The following is a 17,706-nucleotide window of genomic DNA, read 5'->3' on the forward strand; positions in this document are numbered from 1 at the left end:
GCGACGAGGAACTCGAGCAGTGCCTCGAGGACGGGCGCACCGACGGGTAACTAGTCCAGGTAGTCGCGCAGGACCTGCGACCGCGACGGGTGGCGCAGCTTGGACATCGTCTTCGATTCGATCTGGCGGATGCGTTCCCGGGTCACGCCGTAGACCTGCCCGATCTCGTCGAGGGTGCGGGGCATGCCGTCAGTCAGTCCGAAGCGCAGCTTGACCACGCCCGCCTCACGTTCCGAGAGCGTGTGCAGGACGTCCTGGAGCTGGTCCTGCAGCAGGGTGAAGCTCACGGCGTCGACGGCGATCACGGCCTCGGAGTCCTCGATGAAGTCGCCGAGCTGGCTGTCGCCCTCGTCGCCGATGGTCTGGTCGAGGGAGATCGGCTCGCGGGCGTACTGCTGGATCTCCAGCACCTTGTCCACGGTGATGTCCATCTCCCGGGCGAGCTCGTCCGGGGTGGGTTCGCGACCCAGGTCCTGGAGCAGCTCACGCTGGATGCGGCCGAGCTTGTTGATGACCTCGACCATGTGGACCGGGATGCGGATCGTGCGCGCCTGGTCCGCCATTGCGCGGGTGATCGCCTGCCGGATCCACCAGGTGGCGTAGGTGGAGAACTTGTAGCCCTTGGTGTAGTCGAACTTCTCGACGGCACGGATGAGCCCCAGGTTCCCCTCCTGGATCAGGTCCAGGAAGGCCATGCCGCGGCCGGTGTAACGCTTGGCCAGCGACACCACCAGACGCAGGTTGGCCTCCAGCAGGTGGTTCTTCGCCTTCCGGCCGTCCCGGTCGATCTCACGGAGGTCCCGCCGCTGCATCGGCGAGATCTTTTCGCCGCTCTCGAGGATCTCGTCCATCTTGTGGTGCGCGTAGAGGCCGGCCTCGATGCGCTTGGCCAGGGATACCTCCTGCTCGGCGTTCAGCAGCGCGACCTTGCCGATCTGCTTCAGGTAGGCGCGGACGGAGTCCGCCGAGGCGGTGAGCTCGGCGTCCTTGCGTGCCTGGCGCAAGGCGGCGGACTCGTCCTCGTCCCAGACGAAACTCCCGTCGTCCGGCTTCTCGGCGGGGGTTTCCGCCTCGTCTGCCTCGTCCTCGGTGACGTCCCCGGTGTCGGCGTCGTCCTCGGCACCGTCCAGCACCAGGTCAGCGACGTCGTCGACATCGTCCACGTCGTCGATGTCCTCGACGGCGCCGGAACCGAAGTCCCCGCCCTCCCCGGCGACAGCGTCGGCGTCGTCATCGGCTGCTCCGGTTTCCGGGTCGGTGGCCTTCGCCGCACGACTGGTCTGCTCGGCGGAATCCCCTGCCGCGGTGCCGGCCGCGGCCGCTGCTTTACGCCCCGTGGTCTTTGTCGCGGCGCTCTTCCGGGCGGTGGTCTTCTTGGCCGCGGTCTTCTTGGCCGCGGTCTTCTTCGCCGCCGTCTTCTTCGCGGGCGCCCGCTTCGCCGTCGTGTCCGCGGACTCGTCCCGGGTCCCGGCGGATTCCCCGGAGACTGCTGCCGCTGCCGCGGTGGTCTTCCTCGGGGAGGTGGTCGTCTTCTGGTCGCCGGATGCGGGCGCAGCCTTGCGGGCGCCCGTCCGGGCGGTCTTCTTTGCGGTGGACTTCTTCGCCACCTTTCGTCCGGTCGCCGATGCGGGCGTTGCCGGGGCAGTCGTGCCGTCGGCGTCGTTTCCGGAGGTGGAGTTGGTGTTGGCCGCCACGAAAGACCTTTCTTGCGGGGTCAGGGGACTTGCAGTTGGTGCTCCGCAGTAGGGAACACAGTCGACCCCCGATTATAACCCAGAGCGCCCGGATGTCGGGCGTTGGACCACCCGTCGGGGCCGGACGACCGGCGGATCAGGGACGGATTCCGTCACGCACGGCGAGTGCGGCGCCGACGATCCCGGCACGGTTGCGCAGTACAGCGGGCACGATGTCCACGTCCACGGTCAGCTCCGGCACCCATTTCTCGTGCTTCCGTGAAATGCCGCCTCCCACGATGATCGTCGTCGGATTCAGGATCCGGACGTACTCCCGCAGCAGTCGGTCGACCCGCCGCGCCCATTCGCGGTACGTCAGGTCCTCGCGGTCCCGTGCCGCGGAGGACGCCCACGTCTCGGCGTCCATCGCCGGGAACGTCAGGTGCCCCATCTCGGTGTTCGGGAAAAGGGTGCCGTTGTTGAGCAGGGCGGAGCCGATGCCGGTACCGAAGGTCAGCAGCAGGACGCTGCCTTCCTTGGCCTTCGGGTCGCCGTAGGTGGTTTCCGCGATTCCCGCGGCATCGGCGTCATTGAGCACGGTGATCTCGGGCGCCCCTCGTTTGGGGTGGTCCGCGGCCAGGCGCGTGCTGAACAGCTCTTGGCAGTCGGTGCCGATCCAGCTGGGGTCGATATTCGCCGCGGTCCGTGCGGTCTGGTCGACGACGACCGCTGGCACGGTGAGGCCGATCGGGCCCGTCCACTCCGCCTGCTCCACGAGTGCGGAGACGGTGTCCGCCACCGCTCCGGGGGTGGCGGGCTGCGGGGTGTCGATGCGGATCCGGTCACCGATGAACTCCCCGGTGGACAGGTCGACCCGCGCTCCCTTGATCCCGCTGCCGCCGATGTCGACGCCGAACCCGGTTGACCCGCTCTTGCCGTTCTTCCGTGACTTTCCCATGGGAGTGGATGCTACCGCAGGACGCAGCCTCCGGCCGGGCGGTGCAGTATGGGACGTATGCCGACACCGTCCCGACCGACCCATATCTGTCTCGACCGTGGGGCCACCTCCTCGCTGGCGTCACTGACACCCCTGACGTCACTGTCCACCCCGGCGGAGACGGAGGCCGCGCTGGCGGGCCGGACACCGGAGGAGTTGCGCACGGTGAGCGCCCGAATCGCCGCCGAGGCCGCAGACCACGTCCGTGCCGAGCGCTCCGGGTGGGGTCCACGGGTCGGTGTGGCAGCGACGAAGTCCTCCGGGGTGGATCCGGTGACCGCCATCGACCGCAGCAGTGAGGCTCTGATCCGGCGCCGCATCACCGGGTCAGGAGGGGCGCAGGACGCGATCCTCGGCGAGGAACAGGGTGGGGACCTCGACGATGGCCGGGTCACCTGGGTGGTCGACCCGGTGGACGGCACCGTCAACCTCATCTACGGGATTCCGGCGAGTGCGGTCAGCGTCGCGGCGACGGTCGGTGGAGTGCCGGTGGCCGGTGCTGTCGCGGATATCGCCCGCAGGAGGGTCATCTCGGCGTGCGTCGGGGGCGAGGTCACGGTGGAGTGGACGGGACAGGACCCCCGGCCGGAGCGGACGCTGGATGTGCTGGACGGCTCGTCCCCCGGTGGTCTCGACGGGGCACTGGTGGCCACCGGCTTCTCCTACCAGGCCGACCGTCGCCGGCGGCAGGCTGAGCTCCTGGTGGATCTGCTCCCCGGGATCCGTGACATCCGCCGGGTCGGTTCGGCCGCGCTGGACCTGTGCGCGGTGGCTGCCGGGGCCGTGGACGCCTACTACGAGCACGGTCTGGGGCCCTGGGACCATGCCGCCGGTTGCCTGATCGCCGCACGCGCCGGTGCCGATGTCCGGATGCCCTCGCTGGGTGCGGGGTACGACGACGGACTGGGCGTCCTCGCTGCGGCGCCGTCCGTCGGTGGGGCGCTGGCTGAACGTGTTCTGCGCCACACCTACCCGGCCCCCCGTTCCTGCCCCTGACCTGCTGGTCGGCGAGGAGTTGGGGGTGGTTCCGCCGCGGGGTGGAGGGTCGAAGTGACAACGGGCCGATGCTGATTTACTATGCGCGACAAACAACCGGGAATACCTACCGATAGTGGTTGGTTGTCGGCTTTACATCGCAACTGCACGCACGCAACCATGAGCGCGGCCCGGCCCGGTTGACAGCCGGAGGGACCGCGGACAATAGGAGCAGGATCATGGCTACTGACTACGACGCACCACGCACACGTCCGGAGGACGAGATCGAGACCGACTCCCTCGAGGGGCTGAAGGCCGCCGAGAAGAGTGAGCCCGCCGTCGACGACACCGACGACGGTGACGTCGTCGAGCCCATCGACGTCCCCATGGCGGACCTGTCCGGGGAGGAACTCAACGGTTCGGTGATTCCCCGTCAGAACGACGAGTTCACCTGCTCGGTCTGTTTCCTGGTCCAGCACCGCAGCAGGATCGCCGAGGACGACGGCAACGGTGAACTGATCTGCATCGACTGCGCCTGAGGTCCGGGGCCGTCGGGGAGGGATTACGCGGGGGCTAGGGGACGGGCGGGTCCGGATCAGCTGACCGGGCGTCCGAACGCCTCGAGCAGCTGCTCGGGTTCGGTGGTGGAGACCAGCCAGTAGGGGGAGGGGTCATCGGGGTCGTCGAGCACGAGCATCGCCATCGAGGGGATCCACGAGCGGTGCACGACGAACGCCGCGGGGTCGAGTTGGCGTCCCATCGCCGCGCTGCGCGCGGTGGGGGGCACAGGGAGGGTCCGGCTGACCACCGAGGCGGGCAGGGACGCCTCGCCGGCCCGCAGCCAGATCTCCCCGTCCGCGTCCCGCTCCACGACGAGATCATTCCTCGACAGGTGCACGAGCGCCCAGACCACCGCGGCGAGTGTGAGGACGCCGGCGGCGACACCCCAGTACCACTCACGGCCCATCTGGCCCTGCCAACCGACCAGGGCGCTGACGCCCAGGCCGATCAACCACCAGGACAGGGGGACCCGCTGACGTTCCCGGTAGAGAACCGCGGGACCCGCACCGTCAGGACGGTTCCGGCCGGAATCCTGTGGCACGTCATCTCCTGTCGCTTCGGTCTGGCTCACGATCCACAAGTGTAACCCGCGGGGGTGGCGCTGCCGAAGTGGGAGCCGCCGGTAGACTCCTGAACCATGACTGACAGTCCTGGCACCCCTCTCCGGATCCACCGTCTCGACCCGGATCTTCCCCTTCCACGGCGGGCCCACCCCACCGACGCCGGCATTGACCTCCACAGTGCCCGGGACATCGTCCTGGAGCCGGGTCATCGTGCCCTGGTGCCGACCGGCATCGCCGTGGGACTGCCGGCGGGGACCGTCGGTCTGGTCCACCCCCGGAGCGGGTTGGCATGGAAGCAGGGGCTGTCGATCGTCAACGCCCCGGGGACGGTCGATGCGGACTACCGTGGCGAGGTGAAGGTATGCCTGGTGAACCTGGACCCGGACACCCCGATCGAGATCCGGCGGGGTGACCGCATCGCGCAGTTTCTGGTGCAGGCGGTTTCCCTGTGCGGGGTCGAGGAGGTTGACGGTGTCGCCGACCTCGGCGACACGGCACGGGGTGCGGGCGGTTACGGATCCACCGGCGTCTGAGGACGTCCGGGCAGCGACTACGAAGGAGATTTCACGGCATGTGGCCATTCGGCAGGAAGAGCGGCAGCAGCGACAACGGCGAGGCGGACGCCCGTGGGGCGGCGGCGGAGCCGGTGGTGGAACAGACCACCCCGCGTGGGACGGCGGCCCCGACCGATGCGCCGGCCCCGGTGTCCGGCGATTCCGCCTACGACCCGGTCAACGGGGACTTCGGCCCCTTCGACGGGGACAGCGTGGACTACCGGGACTTCGACTACTCGGACTTCGCCAAGAGCGGCCTCGACCTGGGGTCCGTCCGGGTCCCCGTGCCCCACGAGGGTGAGGTCCAGGTGGAGATGGGCTCCAAGGGGCCGCAGATGATCCACATCCTCACGCCGTTCGGCCGGATGACCCCGGTCGCGTTGGCCGCCCCGCGCTCCGGGGACCTCTGGGAGGAGAGCATCCCGGAGATCACCGAGGGCATGACCAATGACGGCCTCGAGGTCACCGTGGGCCGGAGCATCTGGGGCAGTGAGGTCGTCGGCACGATGAAGAACGGCACGATGCGGGTTATCGGCGTGGACGGGCCCCGGTGGGTGCTGCGGGTGACTCTGGCCGGACCGGCGGACAAGACCGAGCAGTTGTCGGAGCTGGCCTACGAGGTCATCTCCCGGACCTTCGTCTACCGCGGCTCCGATCCGGTGCCGGTGGGCCAGTCCCTGCCGGTGACGATCCCGGCGACCATGGCGGAGGAACTGCGCAAGGTCGTCGAGCAGCGGCAGAAGGAGGGCAAGCAGACCGGGGAGTCCGGGACGGCCCCGGGCGACCGGCAGCAGCCGAAGCAGGAGCAGGCGCCACAGCCCCGGCAGCGCCGCCGCAGTTCCACCGCCGACCAGCAGCTGGAGGATGACCAGTGACCTCTGACGAGGAGGAGTCCACCGGCACGGAGGCGGAACAGACGATTCTGGAGCAGCTCGGCGGCCTCTCCGGGCTGCTGGCCTCGGTCCTCCCTGTCCTGGCGCTTGTCCCGGTGAACTCCCGGTGGGGGCTGGGCCCCGCTCTCGCGGCGGCGGTGGGGGTGTCCGTCCTCGTCTTCCTCTGGCGCCTGGTGCGCAGGGAGACCCTGATGCCCGCGGTCTCCGGACTGCTGGGTGTTGGCTTCTGCGCCCTGATCGCCTGGCTTCTCGGCGACGCGAAGGGCTACTTCGCCTACGGCATCTGGTACTCCCTGGCCGCGGGGATCGTGTTCGTGGTGTCCGTGTTCTTCCGGTGGCCGTTGGTCGCCGTGATCTGGAGGGGGATCAACGGTACCGGTCACCGCTGGAGGGAGAACCCGGTCGCCGTCCGTGCCTACACCGTGGCCACGCTGGCCTGGGCGGTCGTGTTCCTCGCCCGCTTCATTGTCCAGCAGTTCCTCTACCAGGAGGACGCCGTGGGTGCGCTCGGCGTGGCCCGGATCATCATGGGTCTGCCGCTGACCGCCATCGTCGTGCTCGTCACCGTGTGGGCGGTGCGCAGGGCGGAGGGGTCCGAGCGGGAACTGCACCGGGACGCGCCCGGGGACACGGACGCGCCCCGGACCGAACCCTCGGAGGAACGGCCATGACCGTCGAACTCGACATCCTCGGTCCCGCGCACGGCGGATCCTGCGTCGCCCGGCTGGATGGCCGGGTCGTTTTCGTCCGGGGCGCACTGCCCGGGGAGCGGGGCGTCCCCGTGACCCTCGACGGTGACTCCACGGAGGCAGCGTCGACTCGACGCTTCCTCACCGGGGAGGTCGCCGACAGCGCCGCCATCACCGTGCCCTCGGTCCACCGGGTCGACGGCGTCTGCCCGGCCGCGGCAGCCGGTGCCGGATGCTGCGACCTGGATTTCGTGGACGCCGCAGGGTCGCTGGAGTACAAGAGCACGGTCGTCACCGAGCAGTTCGCCCGTATCGGCCACATCGACCTCGACCGTGTGGAACGGATCGCGCCGGAACCCTTCACCGGCTACCGCACCCGGGTGCGGTTGGGCGTCGACGGTACCGGCCGCGTCGGTCTGCGGTGCCGCAACAGCAGTGCCATTGTCCCGCTCGACCGGATCGACGGTGGCCGCTGTGCACAGTGGGCCCCCGGACTCGCCGATGGACTGGTGGACGTCCTCGGTGCCGCGGAGTTCACCCCGGGCGCCGAGGTGTGCGTGGCGCTGGGGGACGACGGCGGACGCGGTGTCGTGGAGGTTCCCGCGGCTCCGCACGGACGGAAGCGCCAGCGGGGACGGGGGAAGGGCCGGCGAACGTCCCGGCCCGCCGTACAGCGCCGGGTGATTGAGGGGACCGGATCGGTTGTCCGCACCGTCGGCGCCGTGAGCTGGACGCTCCCTGTCGAGGCCTTCTGGCAGGCCCACACCGGGGCACCCACGCGGTACTCCGGGTGGGTCCGCGACACCGTGGCGCACCGGGTCGGGACTTCCCGCGGTGCCACGGCCTGGGACCTCTACGGCGGGGCCGGTGTTTTCGCCGCGGCACTGGTCGAGGCGCTGCCCGGAACCCCGGTGGAGTGTGTCGACGGGGCGTCCGCAGCCACCGCGGCCGGGAAGGTCGCACTCGCAGGTTGGGGGGTGGACTTCGTGACCGGCGATGTGGCGGCCACCATCCCGGAGCTCTCCACCGGAGTCGGTGGCGGGGGGCCCGACGTGGTGGTCCTCGACCCGCCCCGCACGGGTGCGGGAGCAGCCGTCATCGAGGCGGTGGCACTCCGGCGGCCGGGCACCGTCCTGCACATCGGGTGCGATCCCGCCACCGCAGCCCGGGACGCCGCGGTGTTCGTGGCCAACGGGTACCGGCCTGAGTCGGTGACCGTCGTGGACGCGTTCGGGTTGACCCACCACGTGGAGGTGCTGATGCAGTTCGTGCCCGATGCGCCGTAGGATGGGCGGAACTCCCTGACGAGAGTTGTTGTGACGGTAACTGTAGTGACGTGAGAAGAGAGTGCGGGTATGTCGATTCTCGAGAATGTGTCGTCGCCGGAGGACCTCCGGGCGCTGAGCGCCGCGGAGCTGGAGACACTGTCCGGGGAGATCCGGGAGTTCCTCATCGAGAAAGTCTCGGCGACCGGGGGCCACCTGGGTCCCAACCTCGGTGTGGTTGAACTGACCATCGCGCTGCACCGGGTCTTCGACTCGCCGTCGGACCCGGTCATCTTCGACACCGGGCACCAGTCGTACGTCCACAAAATCCTCACCGGCCGCCGTGACCTCTTCGACACGCTGCGCCAGCGTGACGGGTTGTCCGGGTACCCCGACCGGGCCGAGAGCCCGCACGACTGGACGGAATCCTCGCACGCCTCGGCATCGGTGTCCTACGCGGACGGCCTGGCGAAGGCCTTCCACCTGTCCGGGCGGGACGACCGCCGGGTGGCCGTGGTCATCGGCGACGGTGCATTGACCGGCGGCATGGCATGGGAGGCGCTCAACAACATCGCCGACGGCAAGGACCGGCCCCTGACGATCATCGTCAACGACAACGGGCGCTCCTACTCGCCGACGATCGGCGGGCTGGCCTACAGCCTGGCCGGGATGCGCATGCAGCCGGCCTACGACAGGGTCATGGAGCAGGGGAAGAACTCCCTCGGGCGGCTGGGGACGATGGGCGACCACGCCTTCCAGCTCCTCCACAGCTTCAAGGAGGGGGTGAAGCACGCCGTCATCCCGCAGGAGCTGTTCAGCAACCTGGGGCTGAAGTACGTCGGCCCGGTGGACGGGCACAACATCAGGGCGGTGGAGGCCGCACTGAACTACGCCCGCGACTACGGGGGGCCGATCATCGTCCACACCGTGACGAAGAAGGGCAACGGCTTCGCCCCGGCGGAGAACAACGAGGCCGACCAGATGCACTCCACCGGCATCATCGACCCGGTGACGGGGAAGGCGGTGCAGGTCAGTGCGAGAGGGTGGACCGACGTCTTCGCCGAGGAGCTCATCCGCATCGGTCACGGGAGGGAGGACGTTGTCGCCATCACCGCGGCAATGGCCGGCCCCACCGGGCTGGCACGCTTCGCCGAGGAGTTCCCGGGAAGGACCTTCGACGTCGGTATCGCCGAACAGCACGCCGTCGCCTCCGCCGCCGGCCTGGCCCTCGGGGGAATGCACCCGGTCGTCGCCGTCTACTCCACCTTCCTCAACCGGGCCTTCGACCAGCTGTTGATGGACGTCGGGCTGCTGCACATGCCGGTGACCCTCGTCCTGGACCGGGCGGGAGTCACCGGGTCCGACGGGGCGAGCCACAATGGAATGTGGGACATGTCGATCACCGGTATCGTACCGGGGATCCACGTCGCCGCCCCCCGTGACGGACGCCGCCTCGTCGAATCCCTGGACAGGTGCGTGGGCGTGTCGGACGGTCCGTCGGTGATCCGGTTCCCGAAGGGTGCGGTGCCCCCCGAGGTCCCGGCGGTGCGGTCCACCGCGGATCTCGACGTCCTGCACGAGTCCACCGACAGTGGGCCGGACGAGGCCGCACTCACCACGCTCTCCGTCCTGGTGGTCAACTACGGGCCATTGACGGCGCAGTCCTTCGCCGCCGCCGGTGCGCTCGAGGACGACGGTCACCGGGTCACGGTCGTGGATCCCGTGTGGGTCACCCCGGTGGCGGACACGCTGGTCGAACTGTGCCGCGGTGCCGACCTGGTCGTCACCGTCGAGGACAACGGTGTCCACGGCGGCGCCGGCCAGATGCTGCACCGTGCCCTGGTCGAGTCGGATGTGTCGACCCCCGTGCGCTACCTCGGCATCGAGCAGCGCTACCTCGCCCACGGGTCACGCTCCGAGGTCCTGACGGACGTCGGGCTCGATCCGGAGTCGGTCCGTTCCCGGGTTGCCGACTGGGCCGCCACGGAGCGCGACCGGATCACCGCCCGGCGCGTGGATTCGGCGGAGCTGGGGTAGTACCGCTCAGCCGGTCAGTGCAACTGACCGGCCACGACCGGCAGGAAGGCCTCGACGAGCAGGTCGATCTGCCAGGCCCGGGCGTTGCGCTCCTGGAGCAGGCCGCCGAGCAGTTCCTCGGCGTCGCCCACCGGATCGTCGGAACCCTCCCGCAGGACGGAGCCGGTACCGGTGATTACCTCGGCGACCTCCCACGCGACCCCACGGATGGTCCGGATCACCGCCAGGTCCTCCGGGCGGATCCCGGTCGACTCCGAGACCTGTTGTGTCGCCTCCCGGAAACCGGTGAGCAGGGCATGCGCGACCGGGTAGTCCCGTCCCCACGTCCGGTGGTCCGGATGCCCCGCCCCGGCATGGAGCTTCTCCGGGAGGGACGCGGGATCGGCGGTGAGAGCCTGCCTGACGGCACCGGTCAGTGCGTCACGGAGTTCCCCGGCGGCCGCGGAGGCCCGTCGCGCGCCCGCCAGCCGGGATGATGCCGCGATCTCCTCCGGGATCCGCCGCTCCGCCCGCGTAGGGGTCTTCGCCAGGGCCAGGATTGCCGAGGACCGCAGAACCTGCTCGGGTGGGATGTCGCGCTGCCGGGCGATGGAGACGCGGGTCTCGGACAACCGGCGTGCGACCTCCAGACCACGCCGGTCGCGGATCGCGCCGATCCCGCGCAACGCGGTCCACGCCGGGGCACTGACCGGGTGCGTCCAGTCCCTGAGGACCCGCTCGCACTCCTGGTGGTACCAGCCTTCCCGGCCGAGGGCGCTGAGCCGTGAGAGGGAGGAATCCGCTAGCTCGATGAGCATCTCGACGTCCAGTGCGGCGTAGGACAGCAGGTCGTCGGGGATGGGCCGGGCGGACCAGTCCTCCCGGCCCTTGTCCTTGGCCACGGTGACGCCCAGCATCTCCTCCAGCATCCCGGCCAGCCCGATCTGACCGTAGCCGAGCAGGCGTCCGGCGATCTGCGTGTCGTGCAGTTCCGGGGTGCGCCAGCCCAGCGAGGTCAGGGCCGGCAGGTCGGTGTGTGCGGCGTGGAGGATCCACGGGGTCCGGTTCATCACCGGTGCGAGAAGCTCCCCGGACTCCGGGACGGACGCGGGGTCGATCAGGTAGGTCCCGGCCCCGGCACGGCGCAGCTGGACGAGGTACGCGCGGTCGTCGAAACGGAAACCCGAGGCGCGTTCGGTGTCCACCGCGACCGCACCGTGGCCGTCGGCGAGTGCGTCGGCGACCTGCAGGACCGACTGCGCCGAGTCGGACAGGGGCGGGACGCCGCCGCGGGGGGAGGTGAGGTGTTCAGCCACGTGGGCCAACACTACCGGCTTCCGATGGAGGTGACCCCTTCAGGAGGAAGGCCGGCGACATTCGAGAGCACCCGGGAGAATGCGGTGACGTGTCCGGTGAGGTCACTGCCCGTGGCTGTCCACGACGCCCGCATCTCGACCTGGAAGGCACTGGCCGGTCCGCCGATGTCCCCGAAGCGGCTGGAGGTGGTGGCGGTGACCGTTCCACCGAGGTCACTGTGCTCCAGTCCGTCGAGCCCCTCGTTGAGCCAGTCCCAGGCGACCTCGGGCAGGAGGGGGTCCTCGGCGACCGAGGCGTCCAGGTCCGCCTGGATGTAGGCGACCAGCTTCATCGTGTCCGGCCCCTCCTCCGAGTCCGGGTCGTGGAGGAGGATCAGCCGGCCGAAGGCGTCGCCGTCGGAGTCGGTGGGGATGTTGTCCGGGACGGCGGCTTCCCCACCGTCGTCCCGGGCAGCATCACCGAGTAATCGGTCCACCTCGAGCCCCACGGCGTGGCTGTAGGGGGCCAGTTTCCGCGGTGGACGGATGTCGGTGACAGTGATGCCGCTGCGCACCGGTGCCGCATGCATGGAGGTGACCGCGTCCCGGAACGGGCCGGGGACGGTCGACTGTCCTGTCGTCTCTGTCTCTACGCTCACAGGGGTCAACATATCGACGCCGGGGGGAGAAGTGGGGTAGGCGCGCCGCCGCTGGCATAATCGGGCCCATGGTTGACCAGACTTCGTTCCTTCCCGGTGACCCGGTCCCCACGGATGCAGCCGGTGTCACCGCGGCCGCGGCGCAGCGCCGCGCGTCCCCGGACGCACCTTTCCTCGCCGCGGTCCGGGGGGACGTCCCGTCCCGGCGTCCCGTGTGGATGATGCGCCAGGCCGGGCGCTCGCTGCCGGAGTACCGGGAGATCCGGAAGGACGTCGGCATGCTCGACTCCTGTTTCCGGCCGGACCTGCTGTCGGAGATCACGCTGCAGCCGGTGCGCCGGCATGACACTGATGCCGCGATCCTGTTCTCCGACATCGTCGTTCCGCTGAAGGCGGCGGGTGTCGGTGTGGACATCGTGTCCGGCCGCGGCCCGGTGCTGGAGGCCCCGGTACGTACGGCCGAGGCCGTCGGGCAGCTCCCGGTCGTCGACCCGTCACAGCTGGAACCCATCGTCGAGGGCATTTCCGGGGTGCTGGGGGAACTGCGCGACGACCAGGTGCTCATCGGCTTCGCCGGAGCGCCCTTCACCCTGGCGTCCTACCTGGTCGAGGGGGGACCGTCGAAGAACCACGGGGTCACCAAGGCCCTGATGTACTCTGAGCCGGCCCTGTGGCACGGGCTCATGGAGAAGCTGACTCCGACGGTCGTGCAGTTCCTGCGCAGCCAGATCGAGGCCGGCGTGGACGCCGTGCAGCTGTTCGATTCCTGGGCGGGCTTCCTCAGCCTCGCCGACTACCAGCGGTTCGTGGCGCCGTACTCGGCACGGATCATCGAGGCGGTGCGCCCCTACGGGATCCCGGTGATCCACTTCGGCGTGAACACCGGGGAACTGCTCGGCGAGATGGCGGCCGTGGGCCCGGACGTGGTCGGAGTCGACTGGAAGACCCCGTTGGACGTCGCCGCGCGCCGCATCGCCGACTCCCTGGAGGCCGCCCACCGGGCCGGCGATCCGCGGGTGCCCGCTGACCGGTTGACCCGGGCCATCCAGGGCAACCTGGACCCGGCCGTCCTGCTCGCCGGGCCCGACGTCATCACCGACCACGTGCGCCGCATCTGCGGTGACGCCGACCGGGCGGTGGACGCCGGGGATGCGGTCGGCCATGTCTTCAACCTCGGCCACGGTGTGCTGCCGGAGACCCCTCCGGACGCGATCACCCGGGCCATCGCGGAGGTGCATGAACTGTGACCACCGGACAGTCGGACGGCCCCACCGTCGCCGTCGTCGGAGGCGGCGTCTCCGGACTGGCCGCGGCATGGGAGCTGCGGCGCCGCCTGGGACCCGGGGCCCACATCCTGGTCCTCGAGGCCTACGACCGCGTCGGCGGGAAGCTGAAGACCGTCGACTTCTCCGACGGACCGGTGGACATGGGGGCCGAGGCGTTCCTGACCCGACGTACCGGGCTGGCGCAGATCGTCACCGACTTGGGGCTCGGAGATGAGCTGCGGGAACCCTCGGGGGCGCGCAGTGCCTTCCTGGCGGACGGCTCCCTGGTGGACATCCCCCCGGCCACGGTGATGGGGATCCCGGCCCGGGGAGCGGACGTTGCCGGGGTGCTCACGGCGTCCGGTGCCGCCGCAATCGACGCCGAACGGGACGGTGCACCCCTGCCCTGGATCGTCGGCGACGACGTGAACGTCGGTGAGCTCGTCCGGCAGCGCTACAGCGCAGAGGTCGTGGAGCGCCTGGTCTCGCCGATGCTCGGCGGTGTCTACTCCAGTTCGGCCGATGACCTGGGTCTGCGCGCCACTGTCCCCCGGATCGCCGAGGCATTCGACGACCTGGCCACCCGTGGGGATGACGTGTACCTCTCCGCCGCGGTCGCCGAGGCCCTGGAGGACCGCAGGCCCCAGGCAGGGTCCGGTCCCGCGTTCAACAGTATCGCCAGTGGCTACCGGACACTGATCCACCGGCTCGCCGACGCATCCGGCGCGGACATCCGGGTCAACACCCAGGTCGAGTCCATCGGCCACTACAGGGGCCGGATCTACCTCGAGCCGGTGGGCAGTGTCGACGCCGTCGTTGTCGCCACGCCGGCACCCACCGCGTCGGTGCTGCTGCAGGACGTTGCCCCGGACGCCGCGGACATCCTCGGTGGGGTGGATCTCGCCAGTTCCGCTGTGGTGGGGATGAGGTTCGACACCTCGGAGGGACTGCCGGAGCGTTCCGGTGTGCTCATCGGGGCGGACGGGCCGACGCACGCCAAGGCCTTCACCTTCTCCTCCCGTAAGTGGCCGCATCTGGCGGATCGTTCCCGTACCGGTGGAGCGTTCATCCGCGCCAGCTTCGGGACCTTCCGTGACCCCAGCCTGGTCGACGCCGACGACCGGGCGTTGATCGGCTACGCGCTGGAGGACCTGGCCGCGGTGACCGGGTTCGCCGCCCGGCCCGTCGAGACCTTCGTCCAGCGTTGGTGGGGTGGTCTGCCGGTGTACGGCGTCGGCCACGACGAACTCATGGGCATCGCGCAGTCGGCGGTGGAGGAGGTTCCCCGCGTCGCTGTCGCCGGGGCGTACCTGGGTGGTGTCGGCGTGCCGGCCTGCGCCGACTCCGGACGTACTGCCGCCCGAAGGATCGCCGAGCAACTGTCGTAGACTTTAGGCACCGAACACGACGCACCGAAAGACAGGACAACATAAGCATCATGGCCAAGCTCGACTTCACGTCCCTCAATGAGAAGCTGCAGTACACCATGTGGTCGGTCTTCAAGGTCCGCACCGGTGAACTGCCCGCCGACGGGGAGGCCCGTGCCGCGGTCGCCGCGGACCTCGAGGCGTTCATCCGGTCCTACGACGACGAGGAGCTCACCGTCCGCGGCGTCTACGACCTCACCGCCCAGCGGGCGGAGGCGGACCTGATGATCTGGTGGCACGCCGAGAAGTTCGACGATCTCCAGCGTGCCTTCCGCCGCTTCCTGAAGGAGACGCGCCTGGGCCAGGTGTGCGACACCTACTGGACGAACAGCGCGCTGCACCGTCCGGCGGAGTTCAACAAGTCGCACCTGCCGTCGTTCATCATGGGGGAGGAGCCGGGTGACTGGGTCTGCGTCTACCCCTTCGTTCGCTCCTACGAGTGGTACCTGCTGCCGGACGACGAGCGCCGCACGATCCTCGCCGGGCACGGCATGGCAGCCCGGGGGTTCGACGAGGTGCGGGCCAACACGGTGCCGGCCTTCGCACTGGGCGACTACGAGTGGATCCTGGCCTTCGAGTCGCCGACGCTGGACCGGATCGTGGACCTGATGTACACGATGCGCTACACCGAGGCCCGCCGCCATGTCCGCGAGGAGATCCCCTTCTTCACCGGACGCCGGGTCAACGGGACCGCCGGGGACCTTGCCACCTTCGTGTCCGAGCTCCCCTGACGGTCCCCTCACTCCGCAGCACGGCTGACTTTCACACTCCGGTCCGTTTCCACATCGTGGGACATGCTGGTCAGAGTGTTGCGGAGGGCCTCAGGATCTTCGCGACGGTGTGATAGTCGGGCGGCGTCGAGCCCACCCTTGCTACTTCTCCTGCAGCTCCAGCGCGATGCCGTTGATGCAGTAGCGGAGGTCAGTGGGGGTGTCGTAGCCCTCACCCTCGAAGACGTGGCCGAGGTGGCCACCGCAGGTGGCGCAGACGACCTCGGTACGGCGCGTCCCGAGGGAGTCGTCGACCTTCTCGATGACCGCGTCGGAGTCCGCCGGATCAAAGAAGGACGGCCACCCGCAGTGCGAGTGGAACTTCTCCGTGGACCGGAACAGTTCCGTCCCGCAGCCGCGGCACACGTACACCCCCTCGGTGTCCACGTCGTTGTACTCGCTGGTGAACGGCCGCTCGGTGGCGGAGTTGCGCAGAACCTGGAAGGCGTCCGGGCTGAGCCGTTCCTTCCACTGCGTGTCCGTCAGGGCGGAGAAGTCCTCGATCGGGTGGACGTCTGGGCTCGCGTTGGGTGTGTCGGTCATTTGCGGTGCCTCGCTTCCGGTTGCTTGTCGGCATCAGGTTCGTCATGTGCCTGGGTTCCATCATCCTCAGCGTCCGGACGCTCCGCATTGTTCCCGGTGGCCTTCCAGTCGCTGACGAGCCAGACGACCACGCATGCGGCGGCTGTGAGGACGATCAGCCCCCAGCCGACGGTTCCGCGCGTGTACTCCACGATCTTGCCGGGCCATTCCCACCGGTCGGAGTCCCAGTCGTCGAACGACAGGCACCAGTAGACACCGAACCAGGTCACCGGGTTGTGCATCACCGAGAACCGGCAGAACACGGTGAAGATCATCGGCACCAGCATCATGGAGTAGTACATCTGGCCCAGGGAGCTGACCAGGAAGACCCCGGCGAGGAGGATGCCGGTCGTCGTCGCCGCCCACATCAACGGGTCGGTGTTGCGCCAGCGCAGCAGGCCCAGGACGGCGACTGCCACGGCGAGCGCGAAGATGCCGCGCACCACGAGGACGATCCAGCCGTCCATTCCGAAGTAGACCCCGACCCCGGAGATCGAGGAGTTCGCGTAGTCGCGGACCTCGCCGAGGTAGGGGACGAGTTTGTCGATGTAGTCCCCGGGCCGGGACATCATGGGGATGGCCGCGAGGTTCAGCAGGACGGGGACACCGATCCCGGCCACGATCGCCGACCACTGCCGGCGGACCAGGGGCAGGAAGAGTAGGACGGCGAACTGGGGCTTCACGGTGATCGCGAGTGCCAGGACGATGCCGGCGAGGATCGTCGCCGTCCTGTTCCGGGAGGTACTGCCCGCGCCGAGCCGCCAGGTGACGTCCCCGGACCCGACGAGCAGCCACCACAGGAACAGCACCTCCAGAAGCAGCAGGATGCCGTTGATGTTGGAGAACAGCAGGGTGTTGGTCACTGATTCCGTGGCGAACACCAGGAAAACCGCGACCGGGAGGACCGGGCCGGTGAGACTGCGCCGTGCCAGCTTGGTGAGCAGCGCCAGGGCGATGAACACCGCTGCGGCGTTGCCGAGGATGAACAGCATCCGGCCCACTTCCCAGGACGGCATCAGCGTCAGCGGGCTGAGCAGCAGGGTGCCGCCGGGGAAGTAGAGGTAGTGGGGGTCGACGAAGCTGTAGTTCTCGTCGTAGACCGGGACGCCCTCCCGGAACCGGTGCAGGGCGTCCCAGACGGTGGAGAAATCATCGGTGGGGTGGCTGTTCTGGGAATAGAGGATGACCCGGTGCAGGAGGGTCATGATCGCCAGCGGCCAGGCTGCCATGGTGAGGATTCCCCCCGGGGTCCTCAAGGACGCTCCACGGGATGGGCTGGCCGATGTGCCGGCGTCCGTCGTGGAGCGGGAGGAATTCATCATAGCGGTCACCCAGGGAATGTTAGCTGTAGTGATGCGTCCCGCGGGGCACCGCCACGGTTGTTACAGGAATATGTCGGGATCACGGGACCGGGGTCCGCGGACAACGAAGGACGCCCGCCGGTTCTCCCGGCGGACGTCCTCGGTATGGAGCGGATGACGAGACTCGAACTCGCGACCCTAACCTTGGCAAGGTTATGCGC

At 69.3% G+C, this 17,706-nt stretch carries 17 protein-coding genes; 10 read left to right on the top strand and 7 right to left on the bottom strand.

The annotated features are described in order from the left end of the window. Nucleotides 1–50 precede the first annotated feature (50 nt). Together ACTIL2_RS13340 and ppgK are read right to left on the bottom strand one after the other, a co-directional pair. Nucleotides 51–1,694: an RNA polymerase sigma factor gene (locus ACTIL2_RS13340; RefSeq protein ID WP_442337960.1), complete on the bottom strand. Its 1,644-nt coding sequence runs from the start codon at nucleotides 1,692–1,694 to the stop codon at nucleotides 51–53. A gap of 136 nt (nucleotides 1,695–1,830) precedes the next feature. Next, nucleotides 1,831–2,631 (bottom strand): polyphosphate--glucose phosphotransferase, encoded by an 801-nt coding sequence (gene ppgK / locus ACTIL2_RS13345; RefSeq protein ID WP_442337961.1) that lies wholly within the window; start codon nucleotides 2,629–2,631, stop codon nucleotides 1,831–1,833. A gap of 57 nt (nucleotides 2,632–2,688) precedes the next feature. On the opposite strand from ppgK, the gene ACTIL2_RS13350 reads away from it, so the two are divergent. After that, nucleotides 2,689–3,666: an inositol monophosphatase family protein gene (locus tag ACTIL2_RS13350; protein ID WP_442337962.1), complete on the top strand. Its 978-nt coding sequence runs from the start codon at nucleotides 2,689–2,691 to the stop codon at nucleotides 3,664–3,666. A gap of 218 nt (nucleotides 3,667–3,884) precedes the next feature. Further along, a complete protein-coding gene (locus ACTIL2_RS13355; protein WP_442337963.1) occupies nucleotides 3,885–4,184 on the top strand; it encodes a DUF4193 domain-containing protein in 300 nt (99 codons plus the stop codon). 56 nt (nucleotides 4,185–4,240) lie between these two features. Here ACTIL2_RS13355 and ACTIL2_RS13360 read toward each other — a convergent pair whose 3' ends face one another. After that, nucleotides 4,241–4,777, bottom strand: a complete 537-nt coding sequence (locus tag ACTIL2_RS13360; protein WP_442337964.1) for a DUF3093 domain-containing protein — start codon at nucleotides 4,775–4,777, stop codon at nucleotides 4,241–4,243. A gap of 66 nt (nucleotides 4,778–4,843) precedes the next feature. Between ACTIL2_RS13360 and dut the strand changes: the two genes are divergently transcribed. The 5 genes from dut to dxs all read left to right on the top strand — a co-directional run bounded on the left by dut (nucleotide 4,844) and on the right by dxs (nucleotide 10,207). Next, nucleotides 4,844–5,302, top strand: coding sequence for a dUTP diphosphatase (gene dut / locus ACTIL2_RS13365; RefSeq protein ID WP_442337965.1), 459 nt, complete (start codon nucleotides 4,844–4,846; stop codon nucleotides 5,300–5,302). 38 nt (nucleotides 5,303–5,340) lie between these two features. Further along, complete coding sequence (locus ACTIL2_RS13370; protein ID WP_442337966.1) at nucleotides 5,341–6,198, top strand: DUF3710 domain-containing protein; 858 nt, start codon at nucleotides 5,341–5,343, stop codon at nucleotides 6,196–6,198. After that, complete coding sequence (locus tag ACTIL2_RS13375) at nucleotides 6,195–6,887, top strand: DUF3159 domain-containing protein (protein WP_442337967.1); 693 nt, start codon at nucleotides 6,195–6,197, stop codon at nucleotides 6,885–6,887. Before ACTIL2_RS13370 ends, ACTIL2_RS13375 begins: the two co-directional genes overlap by 4 nt. Then, on the top strand, nucleotides 6,884–8,191 hold the full coding sequence (locus ACTIL2_RS13380; protein WP_442337968.1) for a class I SAM-dependent RNA methyltransferase: 1,308 nt from the start codon (nucleotides 6,884–6,886) through the stop codon (nucleotides 8,189–8,191). Before ACTIL2_RS13375 ends, ACTIL2_RS13380 begins: the two co-directional genes overlap by 4 nt. A 69-nt stretch (nucleotides 8,192–8,260) precedes the next feature. Then, nucleotides 8,261–10,207 (top strand): 1-deoxy-D-xylulose-5-phosphate synthase, encoded by a 1,947-nt coding sequence (gene dxs / locus ACTIL2_RS13385; RefSeq protein WP_442337969.1) that lies wholly within the window; start codon nucleotides 8,261–8,263, stop codon nucleotides 10,205–10,207. A gap of 14 nt (nucleotides 10,208–10,221) precedes the next feature. Here the strand turns inward: dxs and ACTIL2_RS13390 are convergent, their stop codons facing one another. Together ACTIL2_RS13390 and ACTIL2_RS13395 are read right to left on the bottom strand one after the other, a co-directional pair. Then, nucleotides 10,222–11,502, bottom strand: a complete 1,281-nt coding sequence (locus ACTIL2_RS13390; RefSeq protein ID WP_442337970.1) for a ribonuclease D — start codon at nucleotides 11,500–11,502, stop codon at nucleotides 10,222–10,224. An 11-nt stretch (nucleotides 11,503–11,513) separates the two neighbouring features. Then, nucleotides 11,514–12,152 (bottom strand): DUF3000 domain-containing protein, encoded by a 639-nt coding sequence (locus tag ACTIL2_RS13395; protein WP_442337971.1) that lies wholly within the window; start codon nucleotides 12,150–12,152, stop codon nucleotides 11,514–11,516. 56 nt (nucleotides 12,153–12,208) lie between these two features. Here ACTIL2_RS13395 and hemE point away from each other — a divergent pair, with 56 nt between their 5' ends. From hemE to hemQ, 3 genes are read left to right on the top strand one after another with little or no spacing between them, the layout of a single operon-like run. After that, nucleotides 12,209–13,387: a uroporphyrinogen decarboxylase gene (hemE, locus tag ACTIL2_RS13400; RefSeq protein WP_442337972.1), complete on the top strand. Its 1,179-nt coding sequence runs from the start codon at nucleotides 12,209–12,211 to the stop codon at nucleotides 13,385–13,387. Then, on the top strand, nucleotides 13,384–14,793 hold the full coding sequence (gene hemG, locus ACTIL2_RS13405) for a protoporphyrinogen oxidase (protein WP_442337973.1): 1,410 nt from the start codon (nucleotides 13,384–13,386) through the stop codon (nucleotides 14,791–14,793). Before hemE ends, hemG begins: the two co-directional genes overlap by 4 nt. Before the next feature lie 50 nt (nucleotides 14,794–14,843). Next, a complete protein-coding gene (gene hemQ / locus ACTIL2_RS13410; RefSeq protein WP_442337974.1) occupies nucleotides 14,844–15,563 on the top strand; it encodes a hydrogen peroxide-dependent heme synthase in 720 nt (239 codons plus the stop codon). 141 nt (nucleotides 15,564–15,704) lie between these two features. On the opposite strand, the gene msrB is transcribed toward hemQ, so the two are convergent. Together msrB and ACTIL2_RS13420 are read right to left on the bottom strand one after the other, a co-directional pair. After that, nucleotides 15,705–16,145: a peptide-methionine (R)-S-oxide reductase MsrB gene (gene msrB / locus ACTIL2_RS13415; protein ID WP_442337975.1), complete on the bottom strand. Its 441-nt coding sequence runs from the start codon at nucleotides 16,143–16,145 to the stop codon at nucleotides 15,705–15,707. Next, entirely contained in the window at nucleotides 16,142–17,413 is a 1,272-nt protein-coding gene (locus ACTIL2_RS13420; RefSeq protein WP_442337976.1) for a glycosyltransferase family 87 protein, read from the bottom strand. The genes msrB and ACTIL2_RS13420 overlap by 4 nt, the downstream gene beginning before the upstream one ends. Nucleotides 17,414–17,706 lie beyond the last annotated feature (293 nt).

The sequence above is a fragment of the Corynebacterium sp. genome (assembly GCF_052107835.1).
Lineage (GTDB): Bacteria > Actinomycetota > Actinomycetes > Mycobacteriales > Mycobacteriaceae > Corynebacterium.

What these genes read in the sequence shown, in the direction of transcription:
- ppgK (WP_442337961.1), bottom strand. Translation starts at nt 2,631, where the DNA reads ATGGGAAAGTCACGGAAGAACGGCAAGAGCGGGTCAACCGGGTTCGGC.
- ACTIL2_RS13350 (WP_442337962.1), top strand. Translation starts at nt 2,689, where the DNA reads ATGCCGACACCGTCCCGACCGACCCATATCTGTCTCGACCGTGGGGCC.
- ACTIL2_RS13355 (WP_442337963.1), top strand. Translation starts at nt 3,885, where the DNA reads ATGGCTACTGACTACGACGCACCACGCACACGTCCGGAGGACGAGATC.
- dut (WP_442337965.1), top strand. Translation starts at nt 4,844, where the DNA reads ATGACTGACAGTCCTGGCACCCCTCTCCGGATCCACCGTCTCGACCCG.
- ACTIL2_RS13370 (WP_442337966.1), top strand. Translation starts at nt 5,341, where the DNA reads ATGTGGCCATTCGGCAGGAAGAGCGGCAGCAGCGACAACGGCGAGGCG.
- ACTIL2_RS13380 (WP_442337968.1), top strand. Translation starts at nt 6,884, where the DNA reads ATGACCGTCGAACTCGACATCCTCGGTCCCGCGCACGGCGGATCCTGC.
- dxs (WP_442337969.1), top strand. Translation starts at nt 8,261, where the DNA reads ATGTCGATTCTCGAGAATGTGTCGTCGCCGGAGGACCTCCGGGCGCTG.
- ACTIL2_RS13395 (WP_442337971.1), bottom strand. Translation starts at nt 12,152, where the DNA reads ATGTTGACCCCTGTGAGCGTAGAGACAGAGACGACAGGACAGTCGACC.
- hemE (WP_442337972.1), top strand. Translation starts at nt 12,209, where the DNA reads ATGGTTGACCAGACTTCGTTCCTTCCCGGTGACCCGGTCCCCACGGAT.
- hemQ (WP_442337974.1), top strand. Translation starts at nt 14,844, where the DNA reads ATGGCCAAGCTCGACTTCACGTCCCTCAATGAGAAGCTGCAGTACACC.
- msrB (WP_442337975.1), bottom strand. Translation starts at nt 16,145, where the DNA reads ATGACCGACACACCCAACGCGAGCCCAGACGTCCACCCGATCGAGGAC.
- ACTIL2_RS13420 (WP_442337976.1), bottom strand. Translation starts at nt 17,413, where the DNA reads ATGGCAGCCTGGCCGCTGGCGATCATGACCCTCCTGCACCGGGTCATC.